A 26,074-nucleotide genomic window follows, 5' to 3' on the forward strand; every position below is an offset into this window, starting at 1 on the left:
CGTACCCGATCGAACCCGTACAGACCAGGCGTCTCACAAACCCCTGAGCAGTGTCAATACATCCAACGCCGTTTCGACGGAATCGCCGAGCAGCCGGATCTCCACCGCGGTCGCGTCGTGCAGTCCGGGATCCTCCAGCACCAGGCCATTGCCGTAGATCACCACGTTGTAGCCGACATCGGCGGCCCGCAGCAGCGCACCGGTCGCCACGCCCGCACCGAGCAGCAGGTCCAGACCCTCGCCGACGAAATAGAACCGCCAGAGCGGACCGAGATCGCCGTTGTAGATCTCCTTGGTCCGATCGATGATCACCTGACCGGAGGCGGCGATCGCGTCGACGATCTTGAAGTAGTCAGGCGCGTTCTCCGGCGTACTCGCAACCGTCGCTACGGAATACGCGAGATCCACGCTCAAATGCGCGTTGTAGCCCGCCATGGCGACACGGGCGGGCGATACCTCACACCGGCGAGCGAGCTCGAAATACCGCGCCCACTGCGGCTCGACCGGCGCGCCGGTGAAGGCCGCGTGCACATTGACCAGGAACCGCCGCAGCAGTTCCAAGCTGATCGCATGCGCGTACTCCGGATCCAGGAAAGCGCCCGGATCGCGCTGCAATGGCATTACCGCCGACTGCTCCACACCGTCGAGCCCGAGCGGAAACAGCCCGCGTCGATCACGGTGCGCGACGAGGATTTCGGTGATCTGCCGGTGGCGCGCTACCGCCGTCTCCAAGCGCTGCACCGCATCTCCGAACAACGTGCTGGTATCGGAGAGTTGAGCGATGGTATCGAGTTCGTCGGCCGATAGCGGTGTGCCACAGAACGCCGGACCAACCGGCTCCGCGATGGCTATCGGCGTCAACCCGACGCTCATCGTGAATATCGCGGTGATCAGTCCGAGGACGGCCGTTCGCAAAGATGCTCGCACCGCCGAAGTCTAAGGGCCGTTCAGGTTTCCGCCGACCAGTGACACGTCAACCCACGAATTCGCGGTCACCGTAGTGGACGGTATCCGGATTCCACGTGCCGCCGATGCTGGTAACGAATCGCTGGGTCAGCGTGAAATCCGCGAGGTCGGCGACCAGGATGAGACTGCCGGATTCGGTGACGGACCCGCCGACCAGATGCTCGCGCGCCTCTCGATCGGCGACGAGCGCGTCACGGAACCGGCGCACGTCGACACCCGGGACCTCGACTGTGAAGGCGTCGACGTCCGGCGCGGTATTCGGTAGGTGCCGGAAAGTCAGCACCGACTCCTGATCGAATCGACTCCGTACCTGGTCACCGATGTGATGCAAATCGGCGGCATCGACACAGGCGAGATGGAATTCGCGCGAGCGCTCATAGGTCGCCTGCTGCCGCTCATCCGACCAGAACACCCCACTGACCAAGGTGGACCCCACCGGCAGCCCGAGATTCCCGAGCGCGATCCCGTCGACCTGAAGTTCGAACGCCGCCAACCCGTTCCGCAACCGCTGGTCGTCCGGATCGGTAATCGTCGCCGTGTTATCGGTCGCGAACAGTTCCGCAGTGGGCTGCAACGGATTTCCCACCGCACAAGCATTCGGCGCCGACTCCGCCGGTCCCCCGACCAGCACCGTCCCGACGAGCAAGGCAACCACAACGCCGACGACGCGTGACACGATCATCTGGATCCTCTCCGTCACCGATGAGCCCCGCAAGATCACCACACCTTAGCGCTTCGAGCGGGACCAGCCGAAGGTCAGTGCCACGGCGCGTTTCCAGTTGTCGTACTCGTCTCGGCGGTGGGTGGGGTCCATTTGGGGGATCCATTGTCCGGCCAGGCGCCAGTTGCCACGCAGGCCTTCGAGGTCGGGCCAGTAGCCGACGGCCAGGCCGGCGGCGTAAGCGGCTCCGAGAGAGACGGTTTCGGCTACGAAGGGGCGCATGACGGGGATGTCGAGGACGTCGGCGACGATCTGCATGAGCAGGTTGTCGGAGGTCATGCCGCCGTCGACGCGTAGGGTGCGGGCCTGCAGACCGGAGTCGGCGTTCATGGCGTCGACGACTTCGCGGGTCTGCCAGGCGGTCGCCTCCAGGACGGCGCGGGCGAGATGGCCCTTGTTGATGTAGGAGGTCAGACCGATGACGAGACCCCTTGCGTCACTGCGCCAATGCGGCGCATACAGGCCGGAGAAGGCGGGCACGATATAGCAGCCGCCATTGTCTTCGACTGTGCGAGCGAGGGTTTCGATCTCGGGCGCACTCGACACCAGACCGATATTGTCGCGCACCCACTGCACCAGCGAGCCGGTGACCGCGATGGGCCCCTCCAGCGCGTACATCGGTTCGGGCTCGATCTGATAGCCGATGGTGGTGAGCAGACCGTGCGAGGACTGCACCAGCTCGCGCCCGGTATTCATCATAAGGAAGCCGCCGGTGCCGTAAGTGCATTTGGTTTCCCCACGGGCGAAACAGGTTTGGCCGAACAGCGCGGCGTGCTGGTCGCCGAGCGCGGCGGCGATCCGGATGCCGGGCACCACTCGGCTGGTCGTCCCATAGGACGCGGTCGAGGGCTGAATGCTCGGCAGCATCGCGGCGGGAATTCCGAAGAATTCCAATAGTTCTCGATCCCAGCCGAGCAAGGCGATATTCATCAGCAGCGTGCGACTGGCATTGGTGACATCGGTGCGATGCACACCGCCGTCCGGTCCGCCGGTCAGATTCCAGATCAGCCAGGTCTCCATGGTGCCGAACAGCACTTCCCCGCGCTCGGCCCGATCCCGCAGTCCGGGAATGGTATCCAGCAGCCAGCGCAGCCGCGGCGCGGCGAAATAACCGGCCAGCGGCAGGCCGCACAGTTCGCGAATCCGTTCCGCACCGGGCTTGCTCTCGAATTCGCGCACCAGTTCATCGGTGCGCACGTCCTGCCAGACGACTGCCCGCCGGATCGGCACACCGGTATGGCGATCCCACACCACCGTGGTCTCCCGTTGATTCGCGATGCCGAGGGCCACGACCTGTTCCGCGGCGATACCGGAATCCCGCAGCGCCTGCGGCACGATGCGCTCGACATTGCGCCAGATCTCCAGCGCATCCTGTTCGACCCAGCCGGGCCGCGGATAGTGCTGCTGATGTTCACGCTGTGCGACGCCGACCAGGCGTGCGCGCTGATCGAACAGGATGCACCTGGTGGAGGTGGTGCCCTGATCGATCGCCAGCACATAGCGTTGCGCCATCGGCTACTCCCTGTCGGACGAGAATTGGTGCAACATGATGTACGAAACTCATTGTCCGGCACCGAGATCCCGCGATACCGCATGCGCGGCATCACGGACGTGCCCGACCAGCGTCGGCCGGTGGCGCAATTGCGGATCGCAGAGCCGGTCGACCGGACCGCTGATCCCGATCGCACCGACCACGAGTCCACCGTGTGTCCGGATCGGCGCGGCGATACCGGCCACCCCGGACCGGAATTCCTCGATCTCCCCGGCCCATCCGGCCTGCCGGACCGCGACGAGCGCCCGGTTGAGCGCTGCCCGATCGACAATGGTGCGCCGGGTGAGCGGCGCGAATTCACCACGGCGAACAGCGACGGCCAGCTCGGCGTCATAGGCGAGCAGCACCTTGCCGAGCGCGGTCGCGTGCGCCGGTAGCAGTTCGCCGACCTCGAGTGCCTGTTCGGTGTTGTCCGGCCGGAAGACATGGTGCACGACCACCACACTTTCGTCCGCCGCGGCACCGATTCGCACCGACTCCCCCGTCCGTGCGGCCAGGGCATCGGCCCAGTTGATCGCCCGCGAGCGCAGTTCGTTGTTGTCGAGATAACTTGTCCCGAGATGCAGTACGGCCGCGCCGAGCTGGTACTTGCCACTGGCCTGATCCTGTTCGACGAATCCCACGCCCTGCAATGTGCGCAGGATGCCGTGCGCGGTCGGCTTGGCCAGCCCGAGCGCACCCGCGATTTCGCCGACCCCGAGGCGGCCAGAACCCCGAGCGAGCAGCTGCAGGACGGCCGCCGCTCGTTCGATCGATTGGATCGGACCGGGCATACGCCGAAACCTACATGGCGATGGCCATCACAACCGTTCGGCATTGTCGAACGCACGCTATGTCCGTTTCGGCGATCCACTAATAGCGTCGGCCCCGACGGCCGCGACCGCGGCAGTCTTTGCAGACGGAGGCTCAACGGTGAAACTCGGCTCGTACGTCGGCGCCATCGATCAGGGCACCACGAGCACCCGCTTCATGGTGTTCGACCACGGTGGCAACGAGATCGCCCGGCACCAACTCGAGCACGAGCAGATCCTGCCGCACGCGGGGTGGGTGGAACACAACCCGACCGAGATCTGGGAGCGCACCCGTTCGGTCATCGTCTCCACCCTGAACAAGGCGAATCTCGTCGCGAGCGACCTGGCCGCGGTCGGTGTGACCAATCAGCGCGAAACCACCGTGGTGTGGAATCGCCGGACCGGGCGGCCGTATTGCAATGCCATCGTCTGGCAGGACACCCGTACCGACAAGATAGCCGCCGAACTGGAACGCGCGGGTCACGGCGAAATCATCCGCCGCAAGGCGGGTCTGCCGCCGGCAACCTACTTCTCCGGCGGCAAGCTGCGCTGGATCCTGGACAACGTGCCCGGCGTCGCCGCCGATGCGGACAGGGGCGAGGCCGTCTTCGGCACCACCGACACCTGGCTGCTGTGGAATCTCACCGGCGGCATCGACGGCGGCGTGCACGTCACCGATCCGACCAATGCCAGCCGCACCATGCTGATGGATCTGGAGACATGCGACTGGGACGACGAGTTGTTGTCCCTCTTCGGGATTCCGCGCGCCATGCTGCCCACCATCGCGCCCTCGTCGAATCCGGAACTGTTCGGCAGGACCCGCGCCGACGGACCGTTCGGCGGCGAAGTGCCGCTGGCGGGTGTGCTCGGCGATCAGCAGGCGGCCACCGTCGGCCAGGTGTGCTTCCGCCCCGGCGAGGCCAAGAACACCTACGGCACCGGAAACTTCCTGCTGCTCAATACCGGAACCGAACCCGTGCGCTCGCAGCACGGACTGCTCACCACCGTCGCCTACCAGTTCGGCGACGAGAAACCGGTGTACGCGCTGGAGGGTTCGATCGCGGTCACCGGCTCGGCCGTGCAGTGGTTGCGCGATCAGCTCGGCATCATTTCCGGTGCGGCACAAAGCGAATCGCTGGCCAGGCAGGCCGAGGACAACGGCGGGGTGTACTTCGTGCCCGCATTCTCCGGCCTGTTCGCACCGTACTGGCGATCGGACGCGCGCGGGGTGATCGTCGGGCTGTCGCGCTACAGCACCAATGCCCACCTCGCACGGGCCACGCTGGAGTCGATCTGCTATCAGACCCGCGATGTCGTCGAGGCCATGGAGGCCGATTCCGGTGTGCGCCTGGACACATTGCGTGTGGACGGTGGCGTCACGGCCAATGAACTGTGCATGCAACTGCAGGCAGACTTCCTCGATGTGCCGGTCTCGCGGCCGGTGGTCGCGGAGACCACCGCACTCGGCGCGGCCTATGCGGCCGGGCTGGCGGTCGGATTCTGGAGCGACACCGACGAACTCGTACAGAACTGGCACGAGGACAAGCGCTGGACCCCCACCTGGACGGCGGAGCAGCGCGAACGCGGTTACGCACGTTGGAAGAAGGCGGTCTCGCACACGCTCGGCTGGATCGACGTCGACGACTGATCAACCCATCTCGAAGACGCAGTAGCACCGAAACAAGGAGACATACCGTGTCCGCATGTTTGGACTCGAACTACCGCGCCAATGCATTGAACACATTGGGCGACAATGAAATCGACGTACTGGTTATCGGCGGCGGCGTGGTCGGCGCCGGCGCCGCCCTCGATGCCGCCGCCCGCGGCCTGACCGTAACCCTGGTCGAGGCAAGGGATTTCGCGGCGGGCACCTCGAGCCGATCCAGCAAACTCATCCACGGCGGCCTGCGCTATCTGGAGCAGCTCGACTTCTGGCTGGTGCGCGAGGCTTTGAAGGAGCGCAGCCTGCTGCTGCACCGGCTCGCCCCGCATCTGGTGCGCCCGGTGTCGTTCCTGCTGCCGTTGCAGCACCGGGTCTGGGAGCGCGCCTACATCGGCGCGGGCGTCGCGCTGTACGACACCATCGGCGGGGCGAGGGCGCTGCCCATGCACCGGCACCTGTCGCACACGCGCGCAATGGAATTGGCGCCCGCACTGCGCGATGACGCGATGATCGGCGCGATCCGCTACTTCGACGCACAGGTCGACGACGCGCGCCACACCATGACCATCGCCCGCACCGCCGCCCAGCACGGCGCGACGGTACTCACCCGCACCAAGGTCACCGGACTGTTGCGCGACGGCGAGCGGGTGATCGGCGCGCACGTGACCGATGTGGAGACCGGTCGCGAATACACTGTGCGCGCCCGCCGGGTGATCAGCGCGACCGGCGTCTGGACCGACGAGATGAACAAGATGACCGGCGTGGAATTCCCATTCCACGTGCGCATGTCGAAGGGCGTGCACATCCTGGTCCCGCGCGAGCGGCTCGACCTGGATACCGGCCTGATCATGCGAACCGAGAAGAGTGTGCTGTTCGTGATCCCGTGGGCCCGGCACTGGATCATCGGCACCACCGATACCGATTGGGCGCTGGACAAGAACCATCCGGTGGCCAGCGATGCCGATGTGCAGTACATCCTCGATCATCTGAACGCGGTGCTGCGAGAGCCGTTGACCCGCAACGATATTGTCGGCACCTACGCGGGTCTGCGCCCGCTGCTGTCGGGCGCGTCCGCCGATACCGCGACACTCTCGCGGGAACACGCCGTCGCGGAACCGGTTCCGGGTCTGTTCGTGATCGCGGGCGGTAAGTACACCACCTACCGCGTGATGGCCGCCGATGTAGTGGACGCGGCCGTCGAGGGGCTCGGTCGCGCGGCCGCGCCGTCGGTGACCGAATACCTGCCGCTGCTCGGTGCCGTCGGCTACCAGGAACTGGCCGCCGATGTGAACAGCGTCGCGCAGCGGGCCGGTCTGCCCGTCGCGACCGTCGAGCACCTGCTCGGTCGTTATGGTTCGGGCGTCGCCGAGCTGTTCGATCTGATCGCGGCCGAACCGGAGTTGGCCGAGCCGCTGCCCGGTGCCGGTGAGTACCTCGGTGCCGAGGTCGTCTACGCGGTGACCCATGAGGGCGCACTGCATCTCGACGATGTCCTCACCCGCCGGACCCGCATCTCGATCGAAACCGCCGACCGCGGCCTGACTGCCGCACCCGCGGTCGCCTTCCTCATGGGCGCGCGACTCGGCTGGGATGCCGCAGGCACGGACCGCGAAATCACCCGCTATCGCGAGCGGGTCGAAGCCGAACTGGCAGCCAACAAGGCCGTCGACGACGAGTCGGCCAATGCGGCCCGCTTGGTCGCCGTGGCCTGATCCGAGCCCGAATCGGCTCGAGAAAAATGGGTGTTCATCCGAAAGCCGGACGGTTCCGAATGTAGGTAAGTAATCATCGATGATCGGAATGAGGTAATCCATGGGTAAACATCGACCCACACATCCGGTTCGTCTCATCCGTCGACGGACAGCCACATTGGTTTTGGCCAGCGCGCTTCCCTTGTCCGCCGCCCTGATCAGCACCACACCCGCTAGCGCCGAGTCGCAACCACTCGGCGCCGCGACGCTCTCGCCGACTCCATATGGACTGGCGCTCATCGCCGATCCATCGGCTCCGGTCGACGACCCCGCCGCATACACGCACTTGCCGCTGCACGACGCCACCGCACCGGTGGCCGAGCCGGACGCCACAGTGCCGGACATTCCGAACGCGGCACAGCCGGAACAAGTCCCGCAGGCCACCAATCGCATCCGCATCGGCAATATCCAGGTCGATCGCCCGGACTTTCTGCCGCCCGAACTGGCCGCCCAGATCAACGGCGCCTCCACGGCTACCGAAGGCGCACTGTCCCAAGGGCTTCAGTCGGTGGGCGTCGAGCGCGCTCGTTCCGACCAAATCGCCAGTACTGTCGTGGGTGACGCGGTCGTAGGCGCATCGGTGGGCTCCACCCTGGCGAGTCCGCTCGCCGCCACCAGTGCCGTCGTCGGCGCGGGCGCAGGTCTCATCGCCGGGATCCCATTCCTCCCAGCGGGCTTGGTGGTCGTCCCCATTATCGGCGCGGCCATCGGCTACGCGGTGATCGCCATCCCGGCCGCCGCGGTCGGCGCCGTCGCGGGCGCGGCTGTCGGAGTTGTCCACGGTGCCGTCACCCCGATACCAACCGAGGAGCAACCGACGATCTCATGACGCGCGGCGCGCGGCGATTGTCGGAAATAGCCGTTGCCGCAGCTACTCGGATCGTGTCGGGGTGCCGCTGTGCGGCACCCCGACACGATCTAGTCCAGGAAAACCGGCAGTGCGCGGTGCCCGTTCGAAATAAAGCTGCCGACCGGCGCCAATTCCGCCGGATCCACGGCCAAGCGCATATTCGGGAAGCGCTCGAAGATGGCTGGGAGAGCGATCGTTGCCTCCAGTCGCGCGAGCGGGGCGCCGATGCCGACAACGTCTACGTGACCTTGTCGAGCCGGGCGCTGCGGCAGGATCTGATCATTATCGCCAGGGCGCGCACCGCGGGTTCGAAGTCGAAACTGCTTCGGGCCGGAGCGAATCGGGCGGTGAACCCGCAATTGATCGGCGGGCGCCAAATGGCGGCGTTCGCACTGCAACCCAACGTCGCCGAATTCCTCGACATCGTCATGCACGACTCGGCGACAGTTAGTCGGTGCATCCGATTCGGTTACTCTCGCGAATCACCACCCCACGCGCCATGGCAAAAACGACGGAGGTGGCGAAGAGGGCTTCGAATACGGCAGCGCCGAGGGTAACGGCTTGGAGCGGGTCGAGTGAGCCGTTCGCGGGTGCGTTGGCGCCGTGGTGCACGTGCCCGCCCGCCGTCGACATCGAGAAATGCACCGCCACCATCACCAGGTTCAGCAGCGCCGCCAGCCCGAAAGCGTCGGTGCAAGGGCGGATCCAAAGGGCAGGGACACAGCGCAGACATGCCAGTGTCATGGTGAGGACAACGAGGCCGTGGAGCAGGCCGTGCGCACCGACACCGGCGAGGTGCAGACCGGAACTAGCGATGGAACCGATGGCGAGCAGGCGGCCCAGGATGATCGTCCCGGGCCGCGTGCGGGGTGAATCAGCCACCATGACAATGGGATTCGTGTGCCGGACCGCAGTGATCACTGGTTGTCGCCGGGACATTCAGCACTGGGTTGGCGGCGAAGAATCCATAGGGCTTCAGCGTGAATCCACAATAGTCGGTGGGCATTACCGGCCAATCCTCGGTGCGCGGGAAGTGGGTGAGTCCGAAGGTGTGCCAGACCACGATGTCGGCACCGTCGAGGGATCGGTTCGCGGCCATATAGGCAGGCAGGCCGTCGCCACCCGGATTCTGGTTGACCAGATCGCCCGCGGGGTAACGCTCCTCGGGGGCGTAGCGGGTTACCCAGAGTTGTTTGGTTGTGTAGGTGGCCCGGGCCGCGATCGAGGAGGACGGGTCGGCGAGCAGGGTGGGTGTTTGCTCCGGGTACAGGACGTAGGCGGTCGGTGCACCCATGCGATTGGTCTTTTCGGTATTGACGATGTGCCATACCCGGCCGACCGAGGCGTCGGCGTCGCGCGCGCCCTCGGATTCGCTGGTGATGCGGGTGGATTTCGCGGTGAAGGCATTGCCGAACGGATTCGCCTCGCTGATCGGCACCCGTTGTACCTGCACCTCGTCGACCGCATTGGCCAGACCATCGACCATCATGTCCAAACGTGCGCTGAACAAATGCTGGTGATACGGCAGCCCGAGACCGGGCGCGACTTCGCTTTGGTAGGGCGAACCTTCGGGCGGGTAGGCGGCGGTGAACGCGACGCCGGTCAGCTTGGCCTCGCATTCGATGGTGCCGTCCAGGTACAGATACCAGTAGAACCCGTAGTCATAGTTGCCGACCGTGGTGAAGAAGCTGATGACCAGGCGACGCTGCCGCCGCACCTCACTGACCCCGGTGAACAGGTCGGTGTGCTTCCAGAGCGTGCCGTAGTCCTCCTCGTGCATGCAGATCGCATTCTCGATGGTGCGTGGCATACCGAGTTCATCGCTGAGAGTGGCATCGAAGTAATGGATTTCGCCCAGGCAGTCGCATCCGAGGCGCAATGAATTGGCGAATCGGCCGAATAGATATTCACCGGTGTCGAAGTAGTTCTGCCAGTAGCGATTCGGGGACGGATCGGCGTAGGGCACAACCATTTCCGCGATGGAAGCCCGATAGAGCACCGGCCGGTATTCCGCGCCGTCCCGGAATGCCAACTGCCGCAGGATCAATCCCTCACGCGCGTCGAATCCGATGCTGAGCCGCCAGTTGGCCCATTCGATCCGATCACCTTCGACGGTGAAGCTTGGCCCCTGTGGCTGGCTGATCTCGATGGGACGCAACCCCTCCAGTGGCGCACCGGCCTGCGCCGGATCCTGGAAGTTGCCGGGTTCCGCGGGCACCTCGAATGTGCGGAAGTCGATCAGGTCGACCAACTCACGCGCAATGATGTCGACATAGGCGCACAGGCCGTCGACCGGATGCGCCCACGGGTGATCCAGCGGATGGTCCTGGCGGAAGGCGAATACACGAATAATGCGCCGCCCCCGCTCATTCGGTATGTCGTAGTGCCCGGCGGACAGCGGCACACAGACGACCGACTCCGGGTCGACACCCCGCTGCCGCAGCGCGGCACACCACCGCTCGTTACCGGCGAGCACCGTGCCGACCTCCGCGAACTCCTCTTCGAGAATCGGAACCTGGCCGCGCGTACCGTCGATCGGGGTATCGGTGCGGATCACACCCGCCGTCAACGACACCGAGACATCGCGCGCCGCGCCGGAGGCGAGGTCCAGCAGCAGCACTCGCACCAACCGTTCCGGTGCGGGCCCGGTCCCGGCTTGATAGGCGAGCACCTGCGCCTTATCGGGTTCGTTCAATCCCACGTATACGAATCGGCCGGTCGCCGCGAGCAGGCCCGCATCGGCGACGACCGCGCGCACCATGGTGATCTCGTCGGCGGAGAGGCTTTCGAGTACCCGCACATCGGTTGCGCGAGTATCGAATTCGATGATGGACATGGCAGGTCTCCTCTGGAAGTTCAGGCGGCGATCGCGTCGGCGATACCGTCGTAGGCGGTGCGGTTGGTACGGCGCAGAGCCTGCGCCTGCGCGATCCCGGCCAGCGGAAACGCCGCCGTGACGAGCAGCAGGATCACGGCGAGCGTGGTCGATCCACCGATCAGGGTGGGGAAGTTCGCAACGATGATGCCCGCGGCCACCAGCAGGCCGACCAGGCCGAGCGCCGGGGCAATGCGCGTGTGCCAGCTCCGGGTATCGGCGCGGGTGCGCGCGAAGTAAACGATGACGGCAAGGCAGGTCGTCGCCATGAGCACCGCGACGCCCAGCGTCGCTACTCCCGAGAACCAGGTGAAGACCTCGAGTTCGGGATCGAGTCGGCACAGCGCGAACACGGCCACCAGCGTTGCTGCGGTGCCGGTCTGCACCATCGACGAGGTGTGCGGCGACAGATGTTTGGCGTGCACGCCCGCCAGTGCACCCGGCAGCACACCCGTCGAGGCCATCGAATGCTGGTACCGCGCGACGACATTGTGGAACGAGAGCACACACGCGAACAGGCTCGTCAGCAGCAGCACGTTGATCGCGACGGCACCGACCGAGCCCAGATAGTCCGAAGCGGTCCGCACGATCATGCCCGCCGGATCCTCGGCGGCGACCGCGACCACCTGCTCCGGACCCCACGCCATGACCAGCGCCCAGGTTCCGAAGGTGTAGAACACCCCGATCGAGATCACCGCCGCATAGGTGGCCCGCGGAATCGTCCGGTGCGGATCGCGCGCCTCGTCCCGGAAGATGGCGGTCGCCTCGAAACCGATGAATCCGGCCAGCGCCATCATCAAACCGATACCGGGCGAACCCGATAGCGCGGCGCTCGGGGTAAAGGGCTCGAGCGAGAGCCCATCGGCCCCACCGCGCCCCATCACCACCGCGGCGAGTACGAGCACGATCCCCACTTCACCGATCAGCAACAGCCCCAACACCTTCGAGCTGAGCTCGATGTGCCGGTACCCGAGCACACCGACCGCCGCGACGACCAGCAACGCATACACGTACCAGGGCAGGTCGGGTCCGCCGATATCGACGACCGACCGTTCGAGCGCTGCGCCGAGGTACCCGTAGACCGCCACCTGGATCATCGTGTAGGTCAACAGCGCCAGATACGCCGCGCCCAGTCCCATCGGACGTCCGAGCCCGTAGCCGACATAAGTGAAGAAGGCACCGGCCTTGGGCACGTAACGGCTCATCGTGCCGAGGCCGACCGAAAAGAACAGCAGCACCACGGCGGACACCACGAACATGGTCGGATATCCGGGCCCGTCGCCGATCAGCATGCCGATCGGCGCCGCGCCACCGATCACGGTGAGCGGCGCGGCCGCCGCCACCACCATGAAGACGATGGCCCCTGGGCCGAGCGAACCGCGCAGACTACCGAGCGGCGGGGATGCGGCCGTCGCGTCGAGCGGGGAATTGGCGACCATGGTGAACCTCCGAAACAGGCGAACATTTGCGATGCACACACTGTTGGCGGGGGCCTTTGCCGAAGAGTCACCCAGCGGTAAAGGTCAGCGGTGCGCCGAATGAGACCGCGGATCCGGTCGTCGCCTCGTTTGCCGATCACCCACAGATGACGCGACAGCAACATGTCCGAAACACGCGGTTCCTACATTCCGACCGTATGAACGCTCACGTCAGCGCCCTGGACCGGGCCATTGCCGATCCCGAGCCGGTGACCGGCGTGGGTATGACATCGCCGATGTCCGGCCTACATCGGCGCACCCTCGGCTTCGGCGATGTACTGGCGCAGTCGGTCTCCGCTATCGCGCCGTGCGCCGCGGCAGCCACCGTGCCCGCGCTGCTGGCACTGTACAGCGGCAACGCGGGACTGTGGGCCGCGCTGATCGGCGTCCTGCTCACCCTGCTCGCGGCGGCGACGATCAACCAGTTCACCAAGCGCATCGCGACCGCGGGATCGCTGTACACCTTCACCGCCAAAGGGCTCGGCGCGACGGCGGGGTTCGCGAGCGGGGTGAGTCTGATCCTCGGCTATGGCTTCATCTCGATGTACGCCTTCGCCAATGTCGGCTTCCACGTGTCGAATCTGCTCGGCTACGTCGGATCCGGGCCGACACACGGGCTGATCGTTCCGTTGCTGTGCGTCGCCACGTGTGGAGTGCTGTGCACCGTCGTCATGGTGCGCGGTATCCGGTTATCGGCGCGGATCAGCCTGCTGGTCGAGTCGGTCGCCGTAGCCGTGCTCGTCGCACTGGTCGTGGTGCTGTTCATCGGACAGGGCAGTCGGCCCATCTCCTGGGAGCTGATCGCGCCGCATCAGCTGAGCCTCGGTCAACTGGTCACCGGGGTGGTCATCGCGATCACGGCCTTCGTCGGCTTCGAGAGCGCCGCATCGCTCTCGGTCGAGGCCCGCCGCCCCTTCGCGACCGTACCGCGCGTCCTGACCTGGTCGCCGATCGCGGCGGGCCTGCTCGTGGTGGCCGCGACCTCGGTGCAGACCACCGGATTCCGGGCGGCCGACGTCGCGCTCGGCGAGGATGTCACGCCGGTGGCCGCGCTCTCCGCCTATTACGGCGTCGGCTGGATCACCCCGATCCTCGATATCGGGGTCGCGGCATCGTTTTTCGCGTGTGCGCTCGCGTCCTCGACGGCGCTCGTGCGTGTGCTGCTCGCGTTGGGGATCGACGGTGTGATCCCGGCGACCGTCGGCCATACCCATGCGCGATTCAAGACACCGCATATCGCGATCTACACCGCGATGCCGGTTCTCACCATCGGTCCCATCATCCTGTTACTCGCTGGTGCGACCTCGAAGCAGGCCGTCGGCATTCTCCTGGTCGTCTCCGCGGGCGGGTATGTGCTGGCCTACACCTTGGTCTGCGTGGCCGCCGTATTCTTCCTGCGCCGGATCGGGGAGCTGACGATGTGGCCCGCCATCGGAGCGGCGAGCGCCGCAGCCTGTCTCGGTGGCTGCCTTGTCGTGTATCTGACCAGAGAATCGAACAGCCCTCGGGCAGTGGGCGTTTGGCTTTTCCTGGGCAGCGTCGCGCTTGCCCTCGGGTGGTTCGTCCGCGCGCGACTGCGGCTGCTCCCTCGGATCGGTACCCATGACACCCCGATCCGAGACGAGGTCCTTGGGGGTGCACCGACCGGCTCCGACCGGCGGTCGCGGTGACCGCCTCCGGAGCGCTCGGCGGCCGACAACCCAAGGCCGTACTCAGCGCGCTGGTCGTGCTGGAGGAGGTGGCCGCCTGCGGACCGGGCGTCACTGCCCGCGAGATCAGCCGCAACCTCGCGATGCCGAAGGCAACCATCTACCGATTGCTCAATCTCCTTGTCCAACAGGAATATCTGGTCCGCACACCCGATCTCAGCGGCTTCGCGCTCGGCAGCAAGGTCACCCATCTCGCCGGAATGGCCGCTCCGCCGACCATTCCGACCGCCGCCGCGGACATTCTCGACCGCCTGCGCGGCCGTACCCGAGGCGGCATCCACCTTGCGGGATACCACCGCACCGGCACTACCCGCCCACTTGTCCGCATCCTCGACGCCGACCCCGAATACCCGATCGAGCACGAACAATTGGTCATCCGCGAGCTGACCGCCTCCGCAATCGGCCGACTCGCCCTCGCCGAATCCGATCCGGGTACCGATATCCGTCGGCATGGCTTCGCGATGCAACTCGATGAACTCCGCCCAGGTTCCGGCTGCCTCGCCGTCCCCATCCGCAACCGCGCCGGCACCCTCGTCGCGGGCCTCACCCTCTCGACCACCTCGGCCCGCCTACGCGACCCCGAGTCCGTCCTGGCCCTGTTGCTGCCCCAACGCCGACAACTCGAAATCGTGCTCGCCGAGCGGTGACACGTCGCGGGGGTGCCGATCTGGCGGCACCCCCGGGCCGTGCTACTCCGCGTCCAAGAAAACCGGCAGTGTGCGGTGTCCATTCGAAATAAAGCTGCCGACCGGCGCCAATTCCGCCGGATCCACGGCCAAGCGCATATTCGGGAAGCGCTCGAAGATGGCCGGGAGAGCGATCGTCGCCTCCAGTCGCGCGAGCGGGGCGCCGATGCAGTGATGCGCGCCGTGCCCGAAGGACAAGTGCTCCTTGTTGACCCGGTGCAGGTCGAACGTCGCTGCCGTGGCACCGTGCAGGTTCGGATCGCGGCCCGCGGCGGCGTAGGACGCCAGAATCGCCTCGCCCTTGGGAATTCGGATCTCACCGAGCTCGATATCCTCGACCGCATAGCGCAGTGGCAGGTGCGCGACCGGCGCCTCGTAGCGCAGCGTCTCCTCCACCAGATCCGACCACGGCACCCGACCCTCGACCAGATCGGCGCGCTGCTCGGGATGGGTGAGCAGGATGAAGATCGCCTGGTCGAGCAGATTGACCGTGGTCTCGTGACCGGCATTGATGACCAGCATCAGCGTGTCGACGAGCTCCTTCTCGCTCAGCTGCGAGCCGTCGTCCTCGTCGCGGGTCGCAATGAGGACACTGGTGACGTCGTCGCCCGGGGTCTCGCGCCGGTAGGCCACGAGTTCGCTGACGAGGCGGTACATCTCGAGGTAGTTGGCCTGTGCTTCCTCCGGCCCGAACGAGGTGTCGAAGAAGCCGTCGACGCATTTGCGCAGACCGGGTCCGAGATGTTCGGGCACACCCATCATTTCGGTGATGATCTCGATCGGCACCGGATAGGCGTAACTCTCGCGCAGATCGGCCACCTCGCCCTTCGGGGTGGCCGCGAGCGCGTTCAGCAGACCCTCGGTGATCGCCTCGATGCGCGGGCGCAGCGCCGTGGTGCGACGGTGTGTGAACGCGGGCGAGACCAGCTTGCGCAGGCGGCGGTGGTCCGTGCCGTACGCGGTGAACATATTGTCGACCGCGATCCACGGAAGCAGCGGCCACTCCTGGGTGATCTCGCCATTGATGAACGAAGACCAGTGCTGCCGTGCGTCTTTCGATACCCGCGGATCGGCGAGCAGAGCCTTGAGCACGGCGGCATCGGTCACCGACCACGCGGGCACGCCGCCGGGCAGCGCGACCAGCGCGACCGGCCCGCGCTCCCGGATCCGCTCGTTCTCGCCTTGGATATCGGCGCCGGTCAGATCCAGGACCAGCGGTTCATGCTCCATCGTTATCTCCTTCAGAAAACGGGCAGCGGAGGGGACTGAGGGAAAACGACCGGCAGCGCCGCCAATGCGCGGTGGAAGGGGCCGGGCCGCCAAGCCAATTCGTCCGCGGGCACGGCCAGTTCCATCTCGGGCAGGGCGTCGAGCAGCTGATCGATGGCGTCCTGAACGACCAGGTAGGCAACGGATTTCGCGGGGCAGGCGTGCGGCCCGGCACCCCAGGCAAGATGCGAGCGGTTGCCGGTGCGATCGCCGCCGCGGATCGCCGGATCGTTATTGCAGCCGGAAAGGCTGACCACGACCGGCTGATGGGCGGGCAACCAGGTGTTGTCGATGAGGATCGGCTGGCGCGGGTAGGTGATGCTGAAGTTGGCCATCGGCGGGTCGTTGAACAACACCTCGTCGAGTGCGTCGCGGGTCGAGAGGCTACCGCCGAGCATGTCGCCGCCGAACCGGTCGTCGGTGAGCATCAGCAGCAGGGTGTTCGTGATCAGATTCTGCATCGGTTCGATGCCCGCGCCGTAGAAACTGATCAGCTGGCACAGCATTTCGGTGTCGTCGAGCTTGGATGGGTGGTGGGCCATGCGCGAGGTGACGTCGTCACCGGGCTCGGCCCTGCGTAGCTGCACCAACTCCAGCAGCGCCTCGCTGAGCATAGCCATACCGGCGGCAGCCTCGACGGTGTCGAAGAGCATCGCCATACCGGTCGCGACCCGCTGCCCCAGTTCCGCTGAGCAGCCCACCATCTGGTTGATGACCTCGAAGACGACCGGCAGCGCGTACTGGGTGACCAGGTCGACCTCGCCCGCCTCGCAGAAGGTGTTGATCACCGGGATGGCGATCTTCTCGACCGTCGAATGCAGTTCGTGCAGATCGATTCCGTCGATGCTGCCGGTGTAGGCCTGCCGGTAGCGAGCATGCGCCGCCCCGGCATTGCGTAGTGCGTTCGGGTACCACATCATCATCGGCTTGACCGGTGAGTCGTCGGGAACCGTCTGTTCCCAATGCCGCGGATCCGCCGGAAAGTGTTCGGGATCATTGAGGATCCGCACCGCGGTCTGATACCCGACCACCAGGGTGGCGGGCACACCAGGCGCCAACTCCATCGGCACCAGCGACCCGTACTGGCTGCGAGCCTCCCGATAGGCCCGATGCGGATCGGCGGCGAACTCCGGCGTATGCAACAGCACTCGGGGTTCGCTGGGATCGAGCGGTGAGCCGTGCAGGGCGGGGCAGACTCCGGTCGCGGTGGCGTGGGTTGACGATGGCGTAGTCAAGGGCGTGACTCCAGACGTTGGATCAGCAAGAAGGCCAGGATCAATGGAAGCACCGCGGCGATAACACAGCCTGCGGCCACAGCACTCAGTTCAGCCCTCCTCGCGACGCCGACCGTATGTGACCCCGGCCATGAGGTCCGCGTCGAGAACTCGGACCCTGGCGAGGCAACCACAGTCGACTGCGGTCACCCCACAGTCCCTGCAGGACAGGCGATTTCGACGCGCAATCACCGGACGCCCTACCAGCCGCCCAGAACTCGACGACCCGCTCACGTTATCAGTATCCGGAAGAACTCTCTCCAGATCCGACCGCAATGCCTGCATACCCCGCGCAACCGGCAAATATGCTGAACTGCTATAGATCACGTCTCGTCGAAGGTCGACGAGCATGCTCGACAGCGGTCCTCAGGTTGTTCAGTCGGCGCTGGGGAGCCGATCATTGCGCTACCGATGAGTCCGAGTGTTCCGTGCACGGCTTCTCCGTTCGTTGGTGTGAACGCCGTCTGACAGCGTGGAGCCACCGCAGCCGCGCAACCAGACTCCGGTGCTGCGTACTCATGGCGTGATCACCCAATTCACCACGGCGGCAACGACATGGAGGCGGGGCGCCGAAGCCGTCCTCACCGGTGGGGACACTTTGATCGCCGGATCTCCGATGGCCTACTACGGTCCGACGCCGGTCCACGCGAATAAGGAGTGACGGCGTGCAGGTGCTTTTGTCGGCGAGCGGGACGCGCGGCGACGTCGAGCCGGCCTTGGGGCTCGCGCTGCGGCTGCAGGAGCTCGGAGCCCAGGTGCGGGTGTGCGCGCCACCGAACTTCGAGAGGCGCTGCACCGAGCTGGGCGTGCCGCTGGTGCCGTTGGGGCCGCCGATACCAGGTTCGGATGGTGCAAAAGCCTCGATGGCGGATCTGATCGACTATGTAGACCGGTGGCCCGCAGTTCAGTTCGACACGCTCCCCACAGCAGCCGCAAGATGCGATGCGGTAATAGCAACCGGCATTACGGAGATCGCCGCCCGGTCGGCCGCTGAGAAGCTCGGAATCCATTACCAGTACGCAAGCTACCAGCCGACCAGCCTGCCCTCGCCGCATCATCCGCCTATGCCGCGGATGCCAGGCGAGCGGCCCGCGCCGGAGGAAATCAGCAACCAGCTGCTGTGGGAGATCGACGCCGACGGTTGGAACGCGCAGTTCGGCGATGCGCTGGATACCCACCGGGCGGCACTCGGGCTGCCACCAGTAGGCAGTGTGCGCGACCACGTCGTCACCGACCGCCCGTGGTTGGCGGCGGACCCGGTTCTGGGGCCATGGCCAGAATCACCCGGTCTGGATGTCGTACAGACCGGTGCCTGGATCGTTCCCGACGAGCGCCCGCTCCCCGCCGAGTTGGAGGCGTTCTTGGACGCGGGTACGCCCCCGGTGTATATCGGCTTCGGCAGCATGCGGGTGCGCAACGACATCGCGCGGATCGCGATCGAAGCGATCCGCGCGCACGACCGCCGCGTGCTCCTGTCTCGTGGCTGGGCCGAGTTGGCCTTGATCGACGACCTCTCCGACTGCATGGCCGTTGGCGAGGTCAACCATCAGGCGCTTTTCACCCGGGTCGCTGCCGTCATCCACCACGGCGGCGCGGGCACGACAACGACCGCCGCCCGAGCCGGCGCGCCGCAAGTGGTGGTACCACAGATGACGGACCAGGCGTACTGGGCGCGCCGAGTGGCCGATCTCGGCATCGGCACGGCGTGTGCGGACGCTGATCCCGATCCAGCGTCACTGTCCGCCGGTCTCGACATGACATTGACGTCCACCACCCGAGCGCGTGCGAGCGTCGTGGCCGGCACGATCCGCGCTGACGGGGCAACGGTGGCAGCGAAGTTGCTGCTCGACGCGATCAGATAGAACGCTGCCGGAATGCCACCTCGGCACCGTGCAAGCCCGCAGCGGCGAACTCGAACAGGCAAGCCATGCCGTGGGGGATGGTGCGCAGCATCCGTGATGGCGGGTGATGAGCAGGGAGCGCCGGTGTGGGGCAAGTCCATAAACCACACTCCTGCCGATTTCTTTGCGGTTGCGGTTACATCGGTCCGCTGCGAATTGGGCTATCGGCGGCCTGGCGGCTCTGGCTGCGTAGGCCGATCACGGCGAGGCAGACCTCATTGCGGTCACCACCAAGAGCCATCCACAGCAACGCGGACTCGGTCACCATCACCGGCCGCGCAAACCAATCACAGCAAGGCGAACTCGGTTACCTGCACCGGTTTTCATCATCAGGCTCGTGATATGAGTCTTGACCGTCGTCACACTCACGTGCAGGCAGTCGGCGATCTCGGAATTGGACAGCCCCTCCGAGACCAGCTGCAGCACTTCGCCTTCTCGGGCTGTGAGCCCGCCGGCGGTGGGCGCGGCCAGGGAAGTTTCGGACGCGGTATGGGCTGTGACCGCCGAATTCACCACGCGGCTCAGCACATCCGGCGAGAACGGCCGCTCTCCCGACGCCGCTCGGCGGATACCGTCGAGCAGATCGGTCGGCGAGGCATCCTTGACCAGGAAACCGACGGCGCCTGCGCCGAGCGCCGGGTACAGGTGATCGTCATCGTCGAAGGTGGTCAACGCCAGCACGCGGGTAGCCGGGTGGGCAGCGAGAATCGTTGCGGTGGCACGGATCCCGTCCATGCCGGGCATGCGCAAGTCCATCAGCACCACGTCGGGGCGAGTGCGGTCGGCCAAGCGTACGGCGTCGGTGCCAGTTGCGGCCTCCCCGACCACCTCCAGATCGTCGGCGTTCTCACACAGCATGCGCAGCCCGGCCCGGACCAGTCGCTGGTCGTCAACGAGCAGAATACGGATGGTCACGGCGCCGTACCTATGGTCCGCCCAGGCAGGTGCGCCGCCAGCCGCCAGCCCGTCGCGGTGCTCCCGGCGGTCAGGCGACCGCCGAGCAGTTCCACCCGCTCAGCAAGGCCGACTAATCCCAACCCTGTTGCCGCAGGCACCTTTTCGCAGTTCGGCTCGGTGTTGGACAACAGGAAGTCGACTCCATCGGCGACACCGATCACGAGCCGTGCCACGGCATCGGACCCACCATGTTTGACCACGTTCGCCAGTCCCTCCTGCGTCAAACGCAGCAACGTCAGAGCCGATATCGCGTCCACCGCAGTGACATCACCGATCTCGGTCTCCACTGCCGGTCCCAGCTGTCGGGTTCGCCGCACCGCCGCCTCGATCGCATCCGGCAGATCGCCCGGCGCGACGAAAGATTCCCCGGCCGCGTTCGAATCACGCAGGATTGCCACAAGTTTCCGAAGATCAGCCAGTGTTTCCTTCCCACTGGCATGGATGTCGTCGAGCACCTTCCGCACCGCGGGTGACGTATCGGACAGCGCATGCCGCGCCACACCGACGCGCAGGACCGTCGAGGACACATGGTGGGCGATGAGATCGTGCAATTCGCGAGCGATCGCGGTGCGCTCGGCGGCCCGCGCCGCCGCCACCGCGGTCTCGCGGTGCTGCGCGACCTCACGAGTCGCCTGCCGTGCCCGAGCAGCACTGTCCAACGCGGCCCGCAGCAAGCCACCGATCAGCAACGGCAGCCCCGCCATCACCACTGCCCGATATCCCGTCGCGCCGGTACCGCCGACGGTATGCAGCAGATAGGCGGCGGAGAGGACGGCCGCGCCGAACCAGGGACGCCAACCTCCGCGGTGCACGGCGAGTTCGGTGAGCGCCACTGCGGCGGCTACCTTACCGACAATCGGCCCGGTATGACCGAACTCGAACCCGAGCGCCAAAAGCCCTGTTGCCGCCAGCGAGGTTGCCAGCGGTAGACGCGCGCCGCCCACTGTCACCAGCACCGCACCCATCCCGAGCACCCAGTCGACGACCGTGGGCGAGTCCCCTAGCCACAGCAGACACCCAACGGCCAGCGCCAACCAGACGCTCAGCCGGATCGGCAGCGATCGCCCGTCGAGCAGCCATTCGACGCCCCGCGCGACTCCGGGCTCGGCCCTGCGGAAGGTTGATCCGAGTGGCCCGCGAAGCCACGGCGCACCCCACCGGGGCCACCGCCAGATCCCGAACAACCCGCTCGCGTGTCGCCGGTCGACGACTGCGGATGCCGGCCGCATCGCGAACGGAAAGTCGCCCGGCACGTCCGCAGGCGTACCGGACAGCGGGACGTCGATACCCGGTGCAGGACCGGGCGAATCCATTGCTGCGCGGGTCTTACCCGGCATCGGCAGGACTGAGAACAGCTCGCCGGGCGCATCCATGTCGCGCGTCGCACCCGGAAAATCCACCACGCGCACATTATGCCGCTATACCGCTACCGCTGGTCTCCTACCAGCGGAGGAGGCGGCTCATTCCAGCGGCCACCGGAACGGGCCCGCGGTTCGATCCAGCGCGCGCCGGAACTCGTGAGAGTGAACCCATGACCGACGATGCCACCGCTCCCCACACCTCCCCCGTCAAGCCGAGTCGCCGAAAACTTCTCGGCGCCGTGGCCACGACCGGTATCGCAGCCAGTGCCGCCGGACTGGCCGCCGGTGTGGCGCTGGGTACCGACTCCAATCCGCCCCGATTCCAGCCGGCGGGCCGGCGCCGCTTCGAGAACCAGGTCGTGGTGATCACCGGCGCCACCTCCGGCATCGGTGCCGCCGCGGCGAAACTTTTTGCGGCCGAGGGCGCCCGGGTGGCGTTCTGTGGCCGCAGGGTCGAGCGTGGACATGGGGTGGAGCGCGATATCCGTGCCGCCGGCGGCGAAGCCACCTACTTCCATGCCGATGTGCTCGTGGAGGACGACGTCCGTAAGTTTGTCGACGGGGCCGTCGACAAGTACGGCGGCCTGCACGTCGCGTTCAACAACGCGGGCATCACCATCCAGAAGAAGCTGCACGAGTACAGCATCGAGGAATTCGACCGGGTGCTGCACACCAACCTGCGCGGCTGCTTCCTGGCGATGAAATACGAACTCCCGCATATGGTCCGTGCCGGCGGCGGCACGATCGTGGTGACCTCATCCTCGAACGCCCTTGCTACCGACGCCGGTCGAGCCGCTTACACCGCGAGCAAGCGCGGCCTGGTCGGCCTGGTGCAATCGGCCGCCCTCGACTACGCCGGCGACGGAATTCGCGTCAACGCACTCGTCCCCGGCACCACTGATACCGAATTGGTGCGCAATGCCAGCCCCATCGGCAACCTTCCCGACGACGCCTACCAGGTGGCGATGAAACAGTGGGCGAAAACGAATGTCCCCGGCCTCGGCAGGCTCGCCACACCCGAGGAGATCGCATCATTTGCACTCACCCTCGCCTCCGGCGAACATCCATACCTGACCGGGGCGCAGCTGGTCATCGACGGCGGCAAAACGGCGCACGCTTGAGGCCGACGTCCGGTCGGAATCTTCCGCACACGCCGCGGGCAGCGGCATCCCGGCCGACAGTTCGGATGCGCCTGTGGCGCGTGGGAGATCAGTTCGGCTGCAATGCACCGTGATTCCCGCGGTCAACCTGCAATCGGCCGCGGTCCAGGGGCGATTCCTCCGTCGGGCCGGACTTCCTGGTATCGACAGGGACCACCCGCACCTCGCCAAGCCGCGGCAGTACTGAAGGAATGGACGAGCTCAGCGACTTCCTGCACACGCGACGGTCCCGGGTGAATCCCGGATCCGTCGGCATCACAACCGATGCGCGCCGCCGGGTGGCCGGACTGCGCCGCGACGAGATCGCGCAACTGGCCGGGGTGAGCATCGCCCACTGGTTGGTCGCCACACCCAGATCATCGGGTGGAACCGACTCGCCGTCGCGGTATTCGGCGACTTCCCCGCGCTCCCGCACGGCCGCCGCACCCTCTCACCTCTCCTGTTCACCGAACCTCACCTGCGCGAATTACTCGGAACCGGTTGGGATCAGGCGGCACTCGCGCATCTGCGCATTCTGCTCGGACGCGATCGCGGACACGCCGAACTCATGGCGCACATCGAAAACATGCAAGAGCTGAGTCCGGACTTCGCACGTATGTGGTCTGTACGCCCGGTCGCACAGGTCCGCAACCGGACGTACGCGTTGCACCATCCGCTCGTCGGCGAACTGACCCTGCACGGCGAACTCATCGCACTCCCCGACGCACCGTCATGCTGCGGCCTGGACCTGGTTCAGCCAACTGTCCAGGGCCGCAGTTTCTCCGGATTCCGGATCGCCCAGATGCGAGTGATCCGGCCGTCGGCGATGTCGAAGGCGTAAACCGACACGATAGTGTCGGCGAGCTGCGCCACCAGGCCGGGCTGGCCGTTCACGGTGCGCTCGAGCAGCGTTACCTCGGGGCCTCGGGCGGCAATTTCGATCCAGGCGCGCGCGATCTGCTCACCGCCGATGATCGGTTGGCGGAAGGCCGGGGCCAGGCCGCCGCTGTCGGCGGTCGCGGTCGCGGTCGGATCGAGCAAACCGATCAGGGCCTCGATATCACTTGTCTCCCAGGCCCGTTTGAAGTCTCTGACCACCTCGGAGCGCTGGGCGCTCGACGGGCCCCGCGATGTGTCTATACGGCGGCGGGCGGAGGAGGCGAGCTGGCGGCAGGCCGCGGGAGTGCGGCCGACAATGTCGGCGACCTCGGCGAACGAGTAGCGGAAGACGTCGTGCAGGACGAACGCCACCCGCTCGGCCGGTGTCATGGAATCGAGTACGACGAGGAAGGCCATACTGATCGACTCGTCGAGGGTGACCCGGTCGGCCGGATCGGCGGGGGCCGGACCACCGAACCATTCGGAGTGGCCGGGAATCGGCTCCGGAATCCATTCGCCCACATACCGTTCCCGCCTGGCTCGCGCCGAGCCGAGCAGATCGAGGCAGATCCGGCCGGCGACCGTCGTCAACCAAGCGCCCGGCACCGCTACCTCATGGCGCTGCCGCTCGGATAGCGCGTACCAGCGTACATACGTCTCCTGCACCACATCCTCGGCCTCGGCGAGCGAGCCGAGCAGCCGATAGGCGAGATTGATCAGCTGACGGCGTTCACTGATCACCGAGCGCAGTTGCGGATCGGTCATGGTGTTCGGCTCCTTCGGTCGATGCTTCCCTCACCGAATCCGACGAAATAGCGGCCCGAACTGTGAGACGACCTGACATTCCGACCGCCTACATCGTCGGGAGGTCGTGACAGTTTCAGCAGAGCAGGAGTTGCGGACATGATCAGAATCGCCATCATTCTCGGCAGTACCCGGCCCAACCGCAATGGTCCGCAGGTGGCGCAGTGGGTTCTCGACTCGGCATCGCGCCGCAGCGATGCCGAGTTCGAACTGATCGACCTGCGCGACCACCCGCTACCGCATCTCGACGAACCGGTGCCACCGATGTTCGGCCCGTCGGTCCATGAACACACCCGCGCGTGGGCCGAACGGATCGCCCCCTTCGACGGGTTCGTGATCGTGACCCCCGAATACAACCACGGCCTCCCTGGCGTACTGAAGAACGCCATCGACCACCTGTTCCAGGAATGGGCCGGTAAGGCGGTCGGATTCGTCTCCTACGGTGCGGGTGGCGGCGTCCACGCGGTGGACCAGCTGCGGCTGATCTGCAGCACGCTGAGCATGGCTGGTGTCGGCCCCCAGGTCACGATCTCGCTGCACCACGACTTCGAGAACTTCACCACCTTCACACCCGGTGACCGGCACGTCACAGCCTTGAACACGCTGCTGGATCAGCTCGTCGCATGGAGCAACGCGCTCGCGCCGCTGCGGCGCCCCGGCACCGACACCCCGCACACCAATGAAGGAGCCAATCGTGACGACACCGAACGACTTTCAGTCACTCGCTGACCGAATCGAAACGCAACGCCAGGTGGATGAGGCCAAGGTTCGCCAGCAAATCGACAAGATAGTCGCAGCACTGCGAGCCAAGGATCTCGAGGCCCTCGAGCAGATGTACACAACCGACGTCGTGTCATTCGATGTCGAGCCGCCGCTCCAGCATGTCGGGATGGCGGCGAAACTCGAGAACTGGGTGAAGGTGTTCGCGGTCTTCGAAAGCGTGACTTACGAGGTGCGCGACCTGACACTCACGATGGGCGAGGAAGTGGCATTCGGGCACGCCTTCGCTCGTCTCAGCGGCACATTGCGAAACGGGTCGACGACGAGCGGCATGTGGGTCAGAGTCACCTACGGCCTCCGGAAAATCGACGACACGTGGCTGATCGCGCACGACCAAGTCTCGGTGCCGCTCGACATCTCGAGCGGGAAAGGAGTAGTCGACCTCGAGCCGGTGACGAAAATCTAGGGCCTGCTCCGACATCGACGAAGCCCCTGCTGCGCGGGGGCTTTCGTACGTCATAGCGGACAGTTCTGCGCCGCAACGCCGCGACACGCCATAGCGCGAACATACATTCGACCACGAACGGTCTCAGCGACCCCGACACGTGATCGCCTCCGCAACGCCGATCACCCGAATCGTGCGGCGCGGCCGAAACGGAACGCTGGCCGATTGCTCCGTGAACGTCCATCAGGAACTATGCGTTAGCTGTGAATCTGGGACCCGCGCT

At 66.1% G+C, this 26,074-nt stretch carries 23 protein-coding genes and 2 pseudogenes; 12 read left to right on the forward strand and 13 right to left on the reverse strand.

The genetic code is table 11. The features are described 5' to 3' along the window. Nucleotides 1–33: 33 nt before the first annotated feature. The 4 genes from ACFYOW_RS21020 to ACFYOW_RS21035 are packed head-to-tail and all read right to left on the reverse strand — an operon-like array spanning nucleotide 34 to nucleotide 4,012. Nucleotides 34–927 carry a DUF5995 family protein gene (locus tag ACFYOW_RS21020; protein WP_387290280.1) on the reverse strand — a complete coding sequence of 298 codons (894 nt, stop codon included), beginning with the start codon at nucleotides 925–927 and terminating at the stop codon, nucleotides 34–36. Nucleotides 928–973: 46 nt separating this feature from the next. Further along, nucleotides 974–1,648, reverse strand: a complete 675-nt coding sequence (locus tag ACFYOW_RS21025; RefSeq protein ID WP_387290282.1) for a hypothetical protein — start codon at nucleotides 1,646–1,648, stop codon at nucleotides 974–976. Nucleotides 1,649–1,693: 45 nt separating this feature from the next. Beyond that, nucleotides 1,694–3,199 carry a glycerol kinase GlpK gene (gene glpK, locus ACFYOW_RS21030; protein ID WP_387290284.1) on the reverse strand — a complete coding sequence of 502 codons (1,506 nt, stop codon included), beginning with the start codon at nucleotides 3,197–3,199 and terminating at the stop codon, nucleotides 1,694–1,696. A gap of 48 nt (nucleotides 3,200–3,247) precedes the next feature. Next, nucleotides 3,248–4,012 carry an IclR family transcriptional regulator gene (locus tag ACFYOW_RS21035; protein WP_387290286.1) on the reverse strand — a complete coding sequence of 255 codons (765 nt, stop codon included), beginning with the start codon at nucleotides 4,010–4,012 and terminating at the stop codon, nucleotides 3,248–3,250. Nucleotides 4,013–4,208: 196 nt separating this feature from the next. Between ACFYOW_RS21035 and glpK (ACFYOW_RS21040) the strand changes: the two genes are divergently transcribed. The 3 genes from glpK (ACFYOW_RS21040) to ACFYOW_RS21050 all read left to right on the forward strand — a co-directional run bounded on the left by glpK (ACFYOW_RS21040) (nucleotide 4,209) and on the right by ACFYOW_RS21050 (nucleotide 8,273). Then, on the forward strand, nucleotides 4,209–5,678 hold the full coding sequence (gene glpK, locus ACFYOW_RS21040; protein WP_387291400.1) for a glycerol kinase GlpK: 1,470 nt from the start codon (nucleotides 4,209–4,211) through the stop codon (nucleotides 5,676–5,678). Nucleotides 5,679–5,725: 47 nt separating this feature from the next. Further along, nucleotides 5,726–7,405 carry a glycerol-3-phosphate dehydrogenase gene (gene glpD, locus ACFYOW_RS21045; protein ID WP_387290288.1) on the forward strand — a complete coding sequence of 560 codons (1,680 nt, stop codon included), beginning with the start codon at nucleotides 5,726–5,728 and terminating at the stop codon, nucleotides 7,403–7,405. Nucleotides 7,406–7,586: 181 nt separating this feature from the next. Beyond that, nucleotides 7,587–8,273, forward strand: a complete 687-nt coding sequence (locus ACFYOW_RS21050) for a hypothetical protein (protein WP_387290290.1) — start codon at nucleotides 7,587–7,589, stop codon at nucleotides 8,271–8,273. An 89-nt stretch (nucleotides 8,274–8,362) separates the two neighbouring features. Here the strand turns inward: ACFYOW_RS21050 and ACFYOW_RS21055 are convergent. Next, nucleotides 8,363–8,521, reverse strand: a pseudogene (locus tag ACFYOW_RS21055) (cytochrome P450); the annotation flags it as partial. Between ACFYOW_RS21055 and ACFYOW_RS21060 the strand changes: the two are divergent. Continuing rightward, nucleotides 8,519–8,782 (forward strand): annotated as a pseudogene (locus ACFYOW_RS21060) (NAD-binding protein); the annotation flags it as partial. The pseudogenes ACFYOW_RS21055 and ACFYOW_RS21060 overlap by 3 nt on opposite strands. Here the strand turns inward: ACFYOW_RS21060 and ACFYOW_RS21065 are convergent. From ACFYOW_RS21065 to ACFYOW_RS21075, 3 genes are read right to left on the reverse strand one after another with little or no spacing between them, the layout of a single operon-like run. Next, nucleotides 8,742–9,176 carry a hypothetical protein gene (locus ACFYOW_RS21065; protein ID WP_387290292.1) on the reverse strand — a complete coding sequence of 145 codons (435 nt, stop codon included), beginning with the start codon at nucleotides 9,174–9,176 and terminating at the stop codon, nucleotides 8,742–8,744. The pseudogene ACFYOW_RS21060 and the gene ACFYOW_RS21065 overlap by 41 nt on opposite strands. Further along, complete coding sequence (locus ACFYOW_RS21070; RefSeq protein WP_387290294.1) at nucleotides 9,169–11,130, reverse strand: primary-amine oxidase; 1,962 nt, start codon at nucleotides 11,128–11,130, stop codon at nucleotides 9,169–9,171. Before ACFYOW_RS21070 ends, ACFYOW_RS21065 begins: the two co-directional genes overlap by 8 nt. Nucleotides 11,131–11,150: 20 nt before the next feature. Further along, nucleotides 11,151–12,608: an APC family permease gene (locus ACFYOW_RS21075; protein ID WP_387290296.1), complete on the reverse strand. Its 1,458-nt coding sequence runs from the start codon at nucleotides 12,606–12,608 to the stop codon at nucleotides 11,151–11,153. 197 nt (nucleotides 12,609–12,805) lie between these two features. Here ACFYOW_RS21075 and ACFYOW_RS21080 point away from each other — a divergent pair, with 197 nt between their 5' ends. Both ACFYOW_RS21080 and ACFYOW_RS21085 read left to right on the forward strand, forming a co-directional pair. After that, the gene (locus ACFYOW_RS21080; protein WP_387290298.1) at nucleotides 12,806–14,317 is read left to right on the forward strand and encodes an APC family permease; all 1,512 of its coding nucleotides are present in this window, start codon (nucleotides 12,806–12,808) and stop codon (nucleotides 14,315–14,317) included. Continuing rightward, nucleotides 14,314–15,003, forward strand: a complete 690-nt coding sequence (locus tag ACFYOW_RS21085; RefSeq protein ID WP_387290300.1) for a helix-turn-helix domain-containing protein — start codon at nucleotides 14,314–14,316, stop codon at nucleotides 15,001–15,003. The genes ACFYOW_RS21080 and ACFYOW_RS21085 overlap by 4 nt, the downstream gene beginning before the upstream one ends. A gap of 42 nt (nucleotides 15,004–15,045) precedes the next feature. On the opposite strand, the gene ACFYOW_RS21090 is transcribed toward ACFYOW_RS21085, so the two are convergent. Together ACFYOW_RS21090 and ACFYOW_RS21095 are read right to left on the reverse strand one after the other, a co-directional pair. Continuing rightward, nucleotides 15,046–16,272 carry a cytochrome P450 gene (locus tag ACFYOW_RS21090; RefSeq protein WP_387290302.1) on the reverse strand — a complete coding sequence of 409 codons (1,227 nt, stop codon included), beginning with the start codon at nucleotides 16,270–16,272 and terminating at the stop codon, nucleotides 15,046–15,048. Nucleotides 16,273–16,283: 11 nt separating this feature from the next. After that, on the reverse strand, nucleotides 16,284–17,546 hold the full coding sequence (locus tag ACFYOW_RS21095; protein ID WP_387290304.1) for a cytochrome P450: 1,263 nt from the start codon (nucleotides 17,544–17,546) through the stop codon (nucleotides 16,284–16,286). Between the two features lie 511 nt (nucleotides 17,547–18,057). On the opposite strand from ACFYOW_RS21095, the gene ACFYOW_RS21100 reads away from it, so the two are divergent. Further along, entirely contained in the window at nucleotides 18,058–18,246 is a 189-nt protein-coding gene (locus tag ACFYOW_RS21100) for a hypothetical protein (RefSeq protein WP_387290306.1), read from the forward strand. Nucleotides 18,247–18,250: 4 nt separating this feature from the next. Further along, entirely contained in the window at nucleotides 18,251–19,447 is a 1,197-nt protein-coding gene (locus ACFYOW_RS21105; RefSeq protein WP_387290308.1) for a glycosyltransferase, read from the forward strand. Nucleotides 19,448–19,753: 306 nt separating this feature from the next. Here ACFYOW_RS21105 and ACFYOW_RS21110 read toward each other — a convergent pair whose 3' ends face one another. Together ACFYOW_RS21110 and ACFYOW_RS21115 are read right to left on the reverse strand one after the other, a co-directional pair. Then, entirely contained in the window at nucleotides 19,754–20,401 is a 648-nt protein-coding gene (locus ACFYOW_RS21110; protein ID WP_387290310.1) for a response regulator, read from the reverse strand. Continuing rightward, entirely contained in the window at nucleotides 20,398–21,846 is a 1,449-nt protein-coding gene (locus ACFYOW_RS21115; protein WP_387290312.1) for a sensor histidine kinase, read from the reverse strand. Before ACFYOW_RS21115 ends, ACFYOW_RS21110 begins: the two co-directional genes overlap by 4 nt. Before the next feature lie 128 nt (nucleotides 21,847–21,974). On the opposite strand from ACFYOW_RS21115, the gene ACFYOW_RS21120 reads away from it, so the two are divergent. Both ACFYOW_RS21120 and ACFYOW_RS21125 read left to right on the forward strand, forming a co-directional pair. Beyond that, complete coding sequence (locus tag ACFYOW_RS21120; RefSeq protein ID WP_387290314.1) at nucleotides 21,975–22,925, forward strand: SDR family NAD(P)-dependent oxidoreductase; 951 nt, start codon at nucleotides 21,975–21,977, stop codon at nucleotides 22,923–22,925. A 373-nt stretch (nucleotides 22,926–23,298) separates the two neighbouring features. Beyond that, complete coding sequence (locus ACFYOW_RS21125; RefSeq protein WP_387291401.1) at nucleotides 23,299–23,784, forward strand: hypothetical protein; 486 nt, start codon at nucleotides 23,299–23,301, stop codon at nucleotides 23,782–23,784. Here ACFYOW_RS21125 and sigJ read toward each other — a convergent pair. After that, nucleotides 23,697–24,587 carry an RNA polymerase sigma factor SigJ gene (gene sigJ / locus ACFYOW_RS21130; protein WP_387290316.1) on the reverse strand — a complete coding sequence of 297 codons (891 nt, stop codon included), beginning with the start codon at nucleotides 24,585–24,587 and terminating at the stop codon, nucleotides 23,697–23,699. The genes ACFYOW_RS21125 and sigJ overlap by 88 nt on opposite strands. A gap of 138 nt (nucleotides 24,588–24,725) precedes the next feature. Between sigJ and ACFYOW_RS21135 the strand changes: the two genes are divergently transcribed. Continuing rightward, nucleotides 24,726–25,355, forward strand: a complete 630-nt coding sequence (locus tag ACFYOW_RS21135) for an NADPH-dependent FMN reductase (protein ID WP_387290318.1) — start codon at nucleotides 24,726–24,728, stop codon at nucleotides 25,353–25,355. Further along, complete coding sequence (locus ACFYOW_RS21140) at nucleotides 25,321–25,812, forward strand: YybH family protein (protein ID WP_387290320.1); 492 nt, start codon at nucleotides 25,321–25,323, stop codon at nucleotides 25,810–25,812. The genes ACFYOW_RS21135 and ACFYOW_RS21140 overlap by 35 nt, the downstream gene beginning before the upstream one ends. Nucleotides 25,813–26,074 lie beyond the last annotated feature (262 nt).

This window comes from Nocardia sp. NPDC006982 (genome assembly GCF_042869435.1).
Classification (GTDB): domain Bacteria; phylum Actinomycetota; class Actinomycetes; order Mycobacteriales; family Mycobacteriaceae; genus Nocardia.

What these genes read in the sequence shown, in the direction of transcription:
- sigJ (WP_387290316.1), bottom strand. Translation starts at nt 24,587, where the DNA reads ATGACCGATCCGCAACTGCGCTCGGTGATCAGTGAACGCCGTCAGCTG.
- ACFYOW_RS21120 (WP_387290314.1), top strand. Translation starts at nt 21,975, where the DNA reads ATGACCGACGATGCCACCGCTCCCCACACCTCCCCCGTCAAGCCGAGT.
- ACFYOW_RS21070 (WP_387290294.1), bottom strand. Translation starts at nt 11,130, where the DNA reads ATGTCCATCATCGAATTCGATACTCGCGCAACCGATGTGCGGGTACTC.
- glpK (WP_387290284.1), bottom strand. Translation starts at nt 3,199, where the DNA reads ATGGCGCAACGCTATGTGCTGGCGATCGATCAGGGCACCACCTCCACC.
- glpK (WP_387291400.1), top strand. Translation starts at nt 4,209, where the DNA reads ATGGTGTTCGACCACGGTGGCAACGAGATCGCCCGGCACCAACTCGAG.
- ACFYOW_RS21025 (WP_387290282.1), bottom strand. Translation starts at nt 1,648, where the DNA reads ATGATCGTGTCACGCGTCGTCGGCGTTGTGGTTGCCTTGCTCGTCGGG.
- ACFYOW_RS21135 (WP_387290318.1), top strand. Translation starts at nt 24,726, where the DNA reads ATGATCAGAATCGCCATCATTCTCGGCAGTACCCGGCCCAACCGCAAT.
- ACFYOW_RS21075 (WP_387290296.1), bottom strand. Translation starts at nt 12,608, where the DNA reads ATGGTCGCCAATTCCCCGCTCGACGCGACGGCCGCATCCCCGCCGCTC.
- ACFYOW_RS21080 (WP_387290298.1), top strand. Translation starts at nt 12,806, where the DNA reads ATGAACGCTCACGTCAGCGCCCTGGACCGGGCCATTGCCGATCCCGAG.
- ACFYOW_RS21090 (WP_387290302.1), bottom strand. Translation starts at nt 16,272, where the DNA reads ATGGAGCATGAACCGCTGGTCCTGGATCTGACCGGCGCCGATATCCAA.
- ACFYOW_RS21035 (WP_387290286.1), bottom strand. Translation starts at nt 4,012, where the DNA reads ATGCCCGGTCCGATCCAATCGATCGAACGAGCGGCGGCCGTCCTGCAG.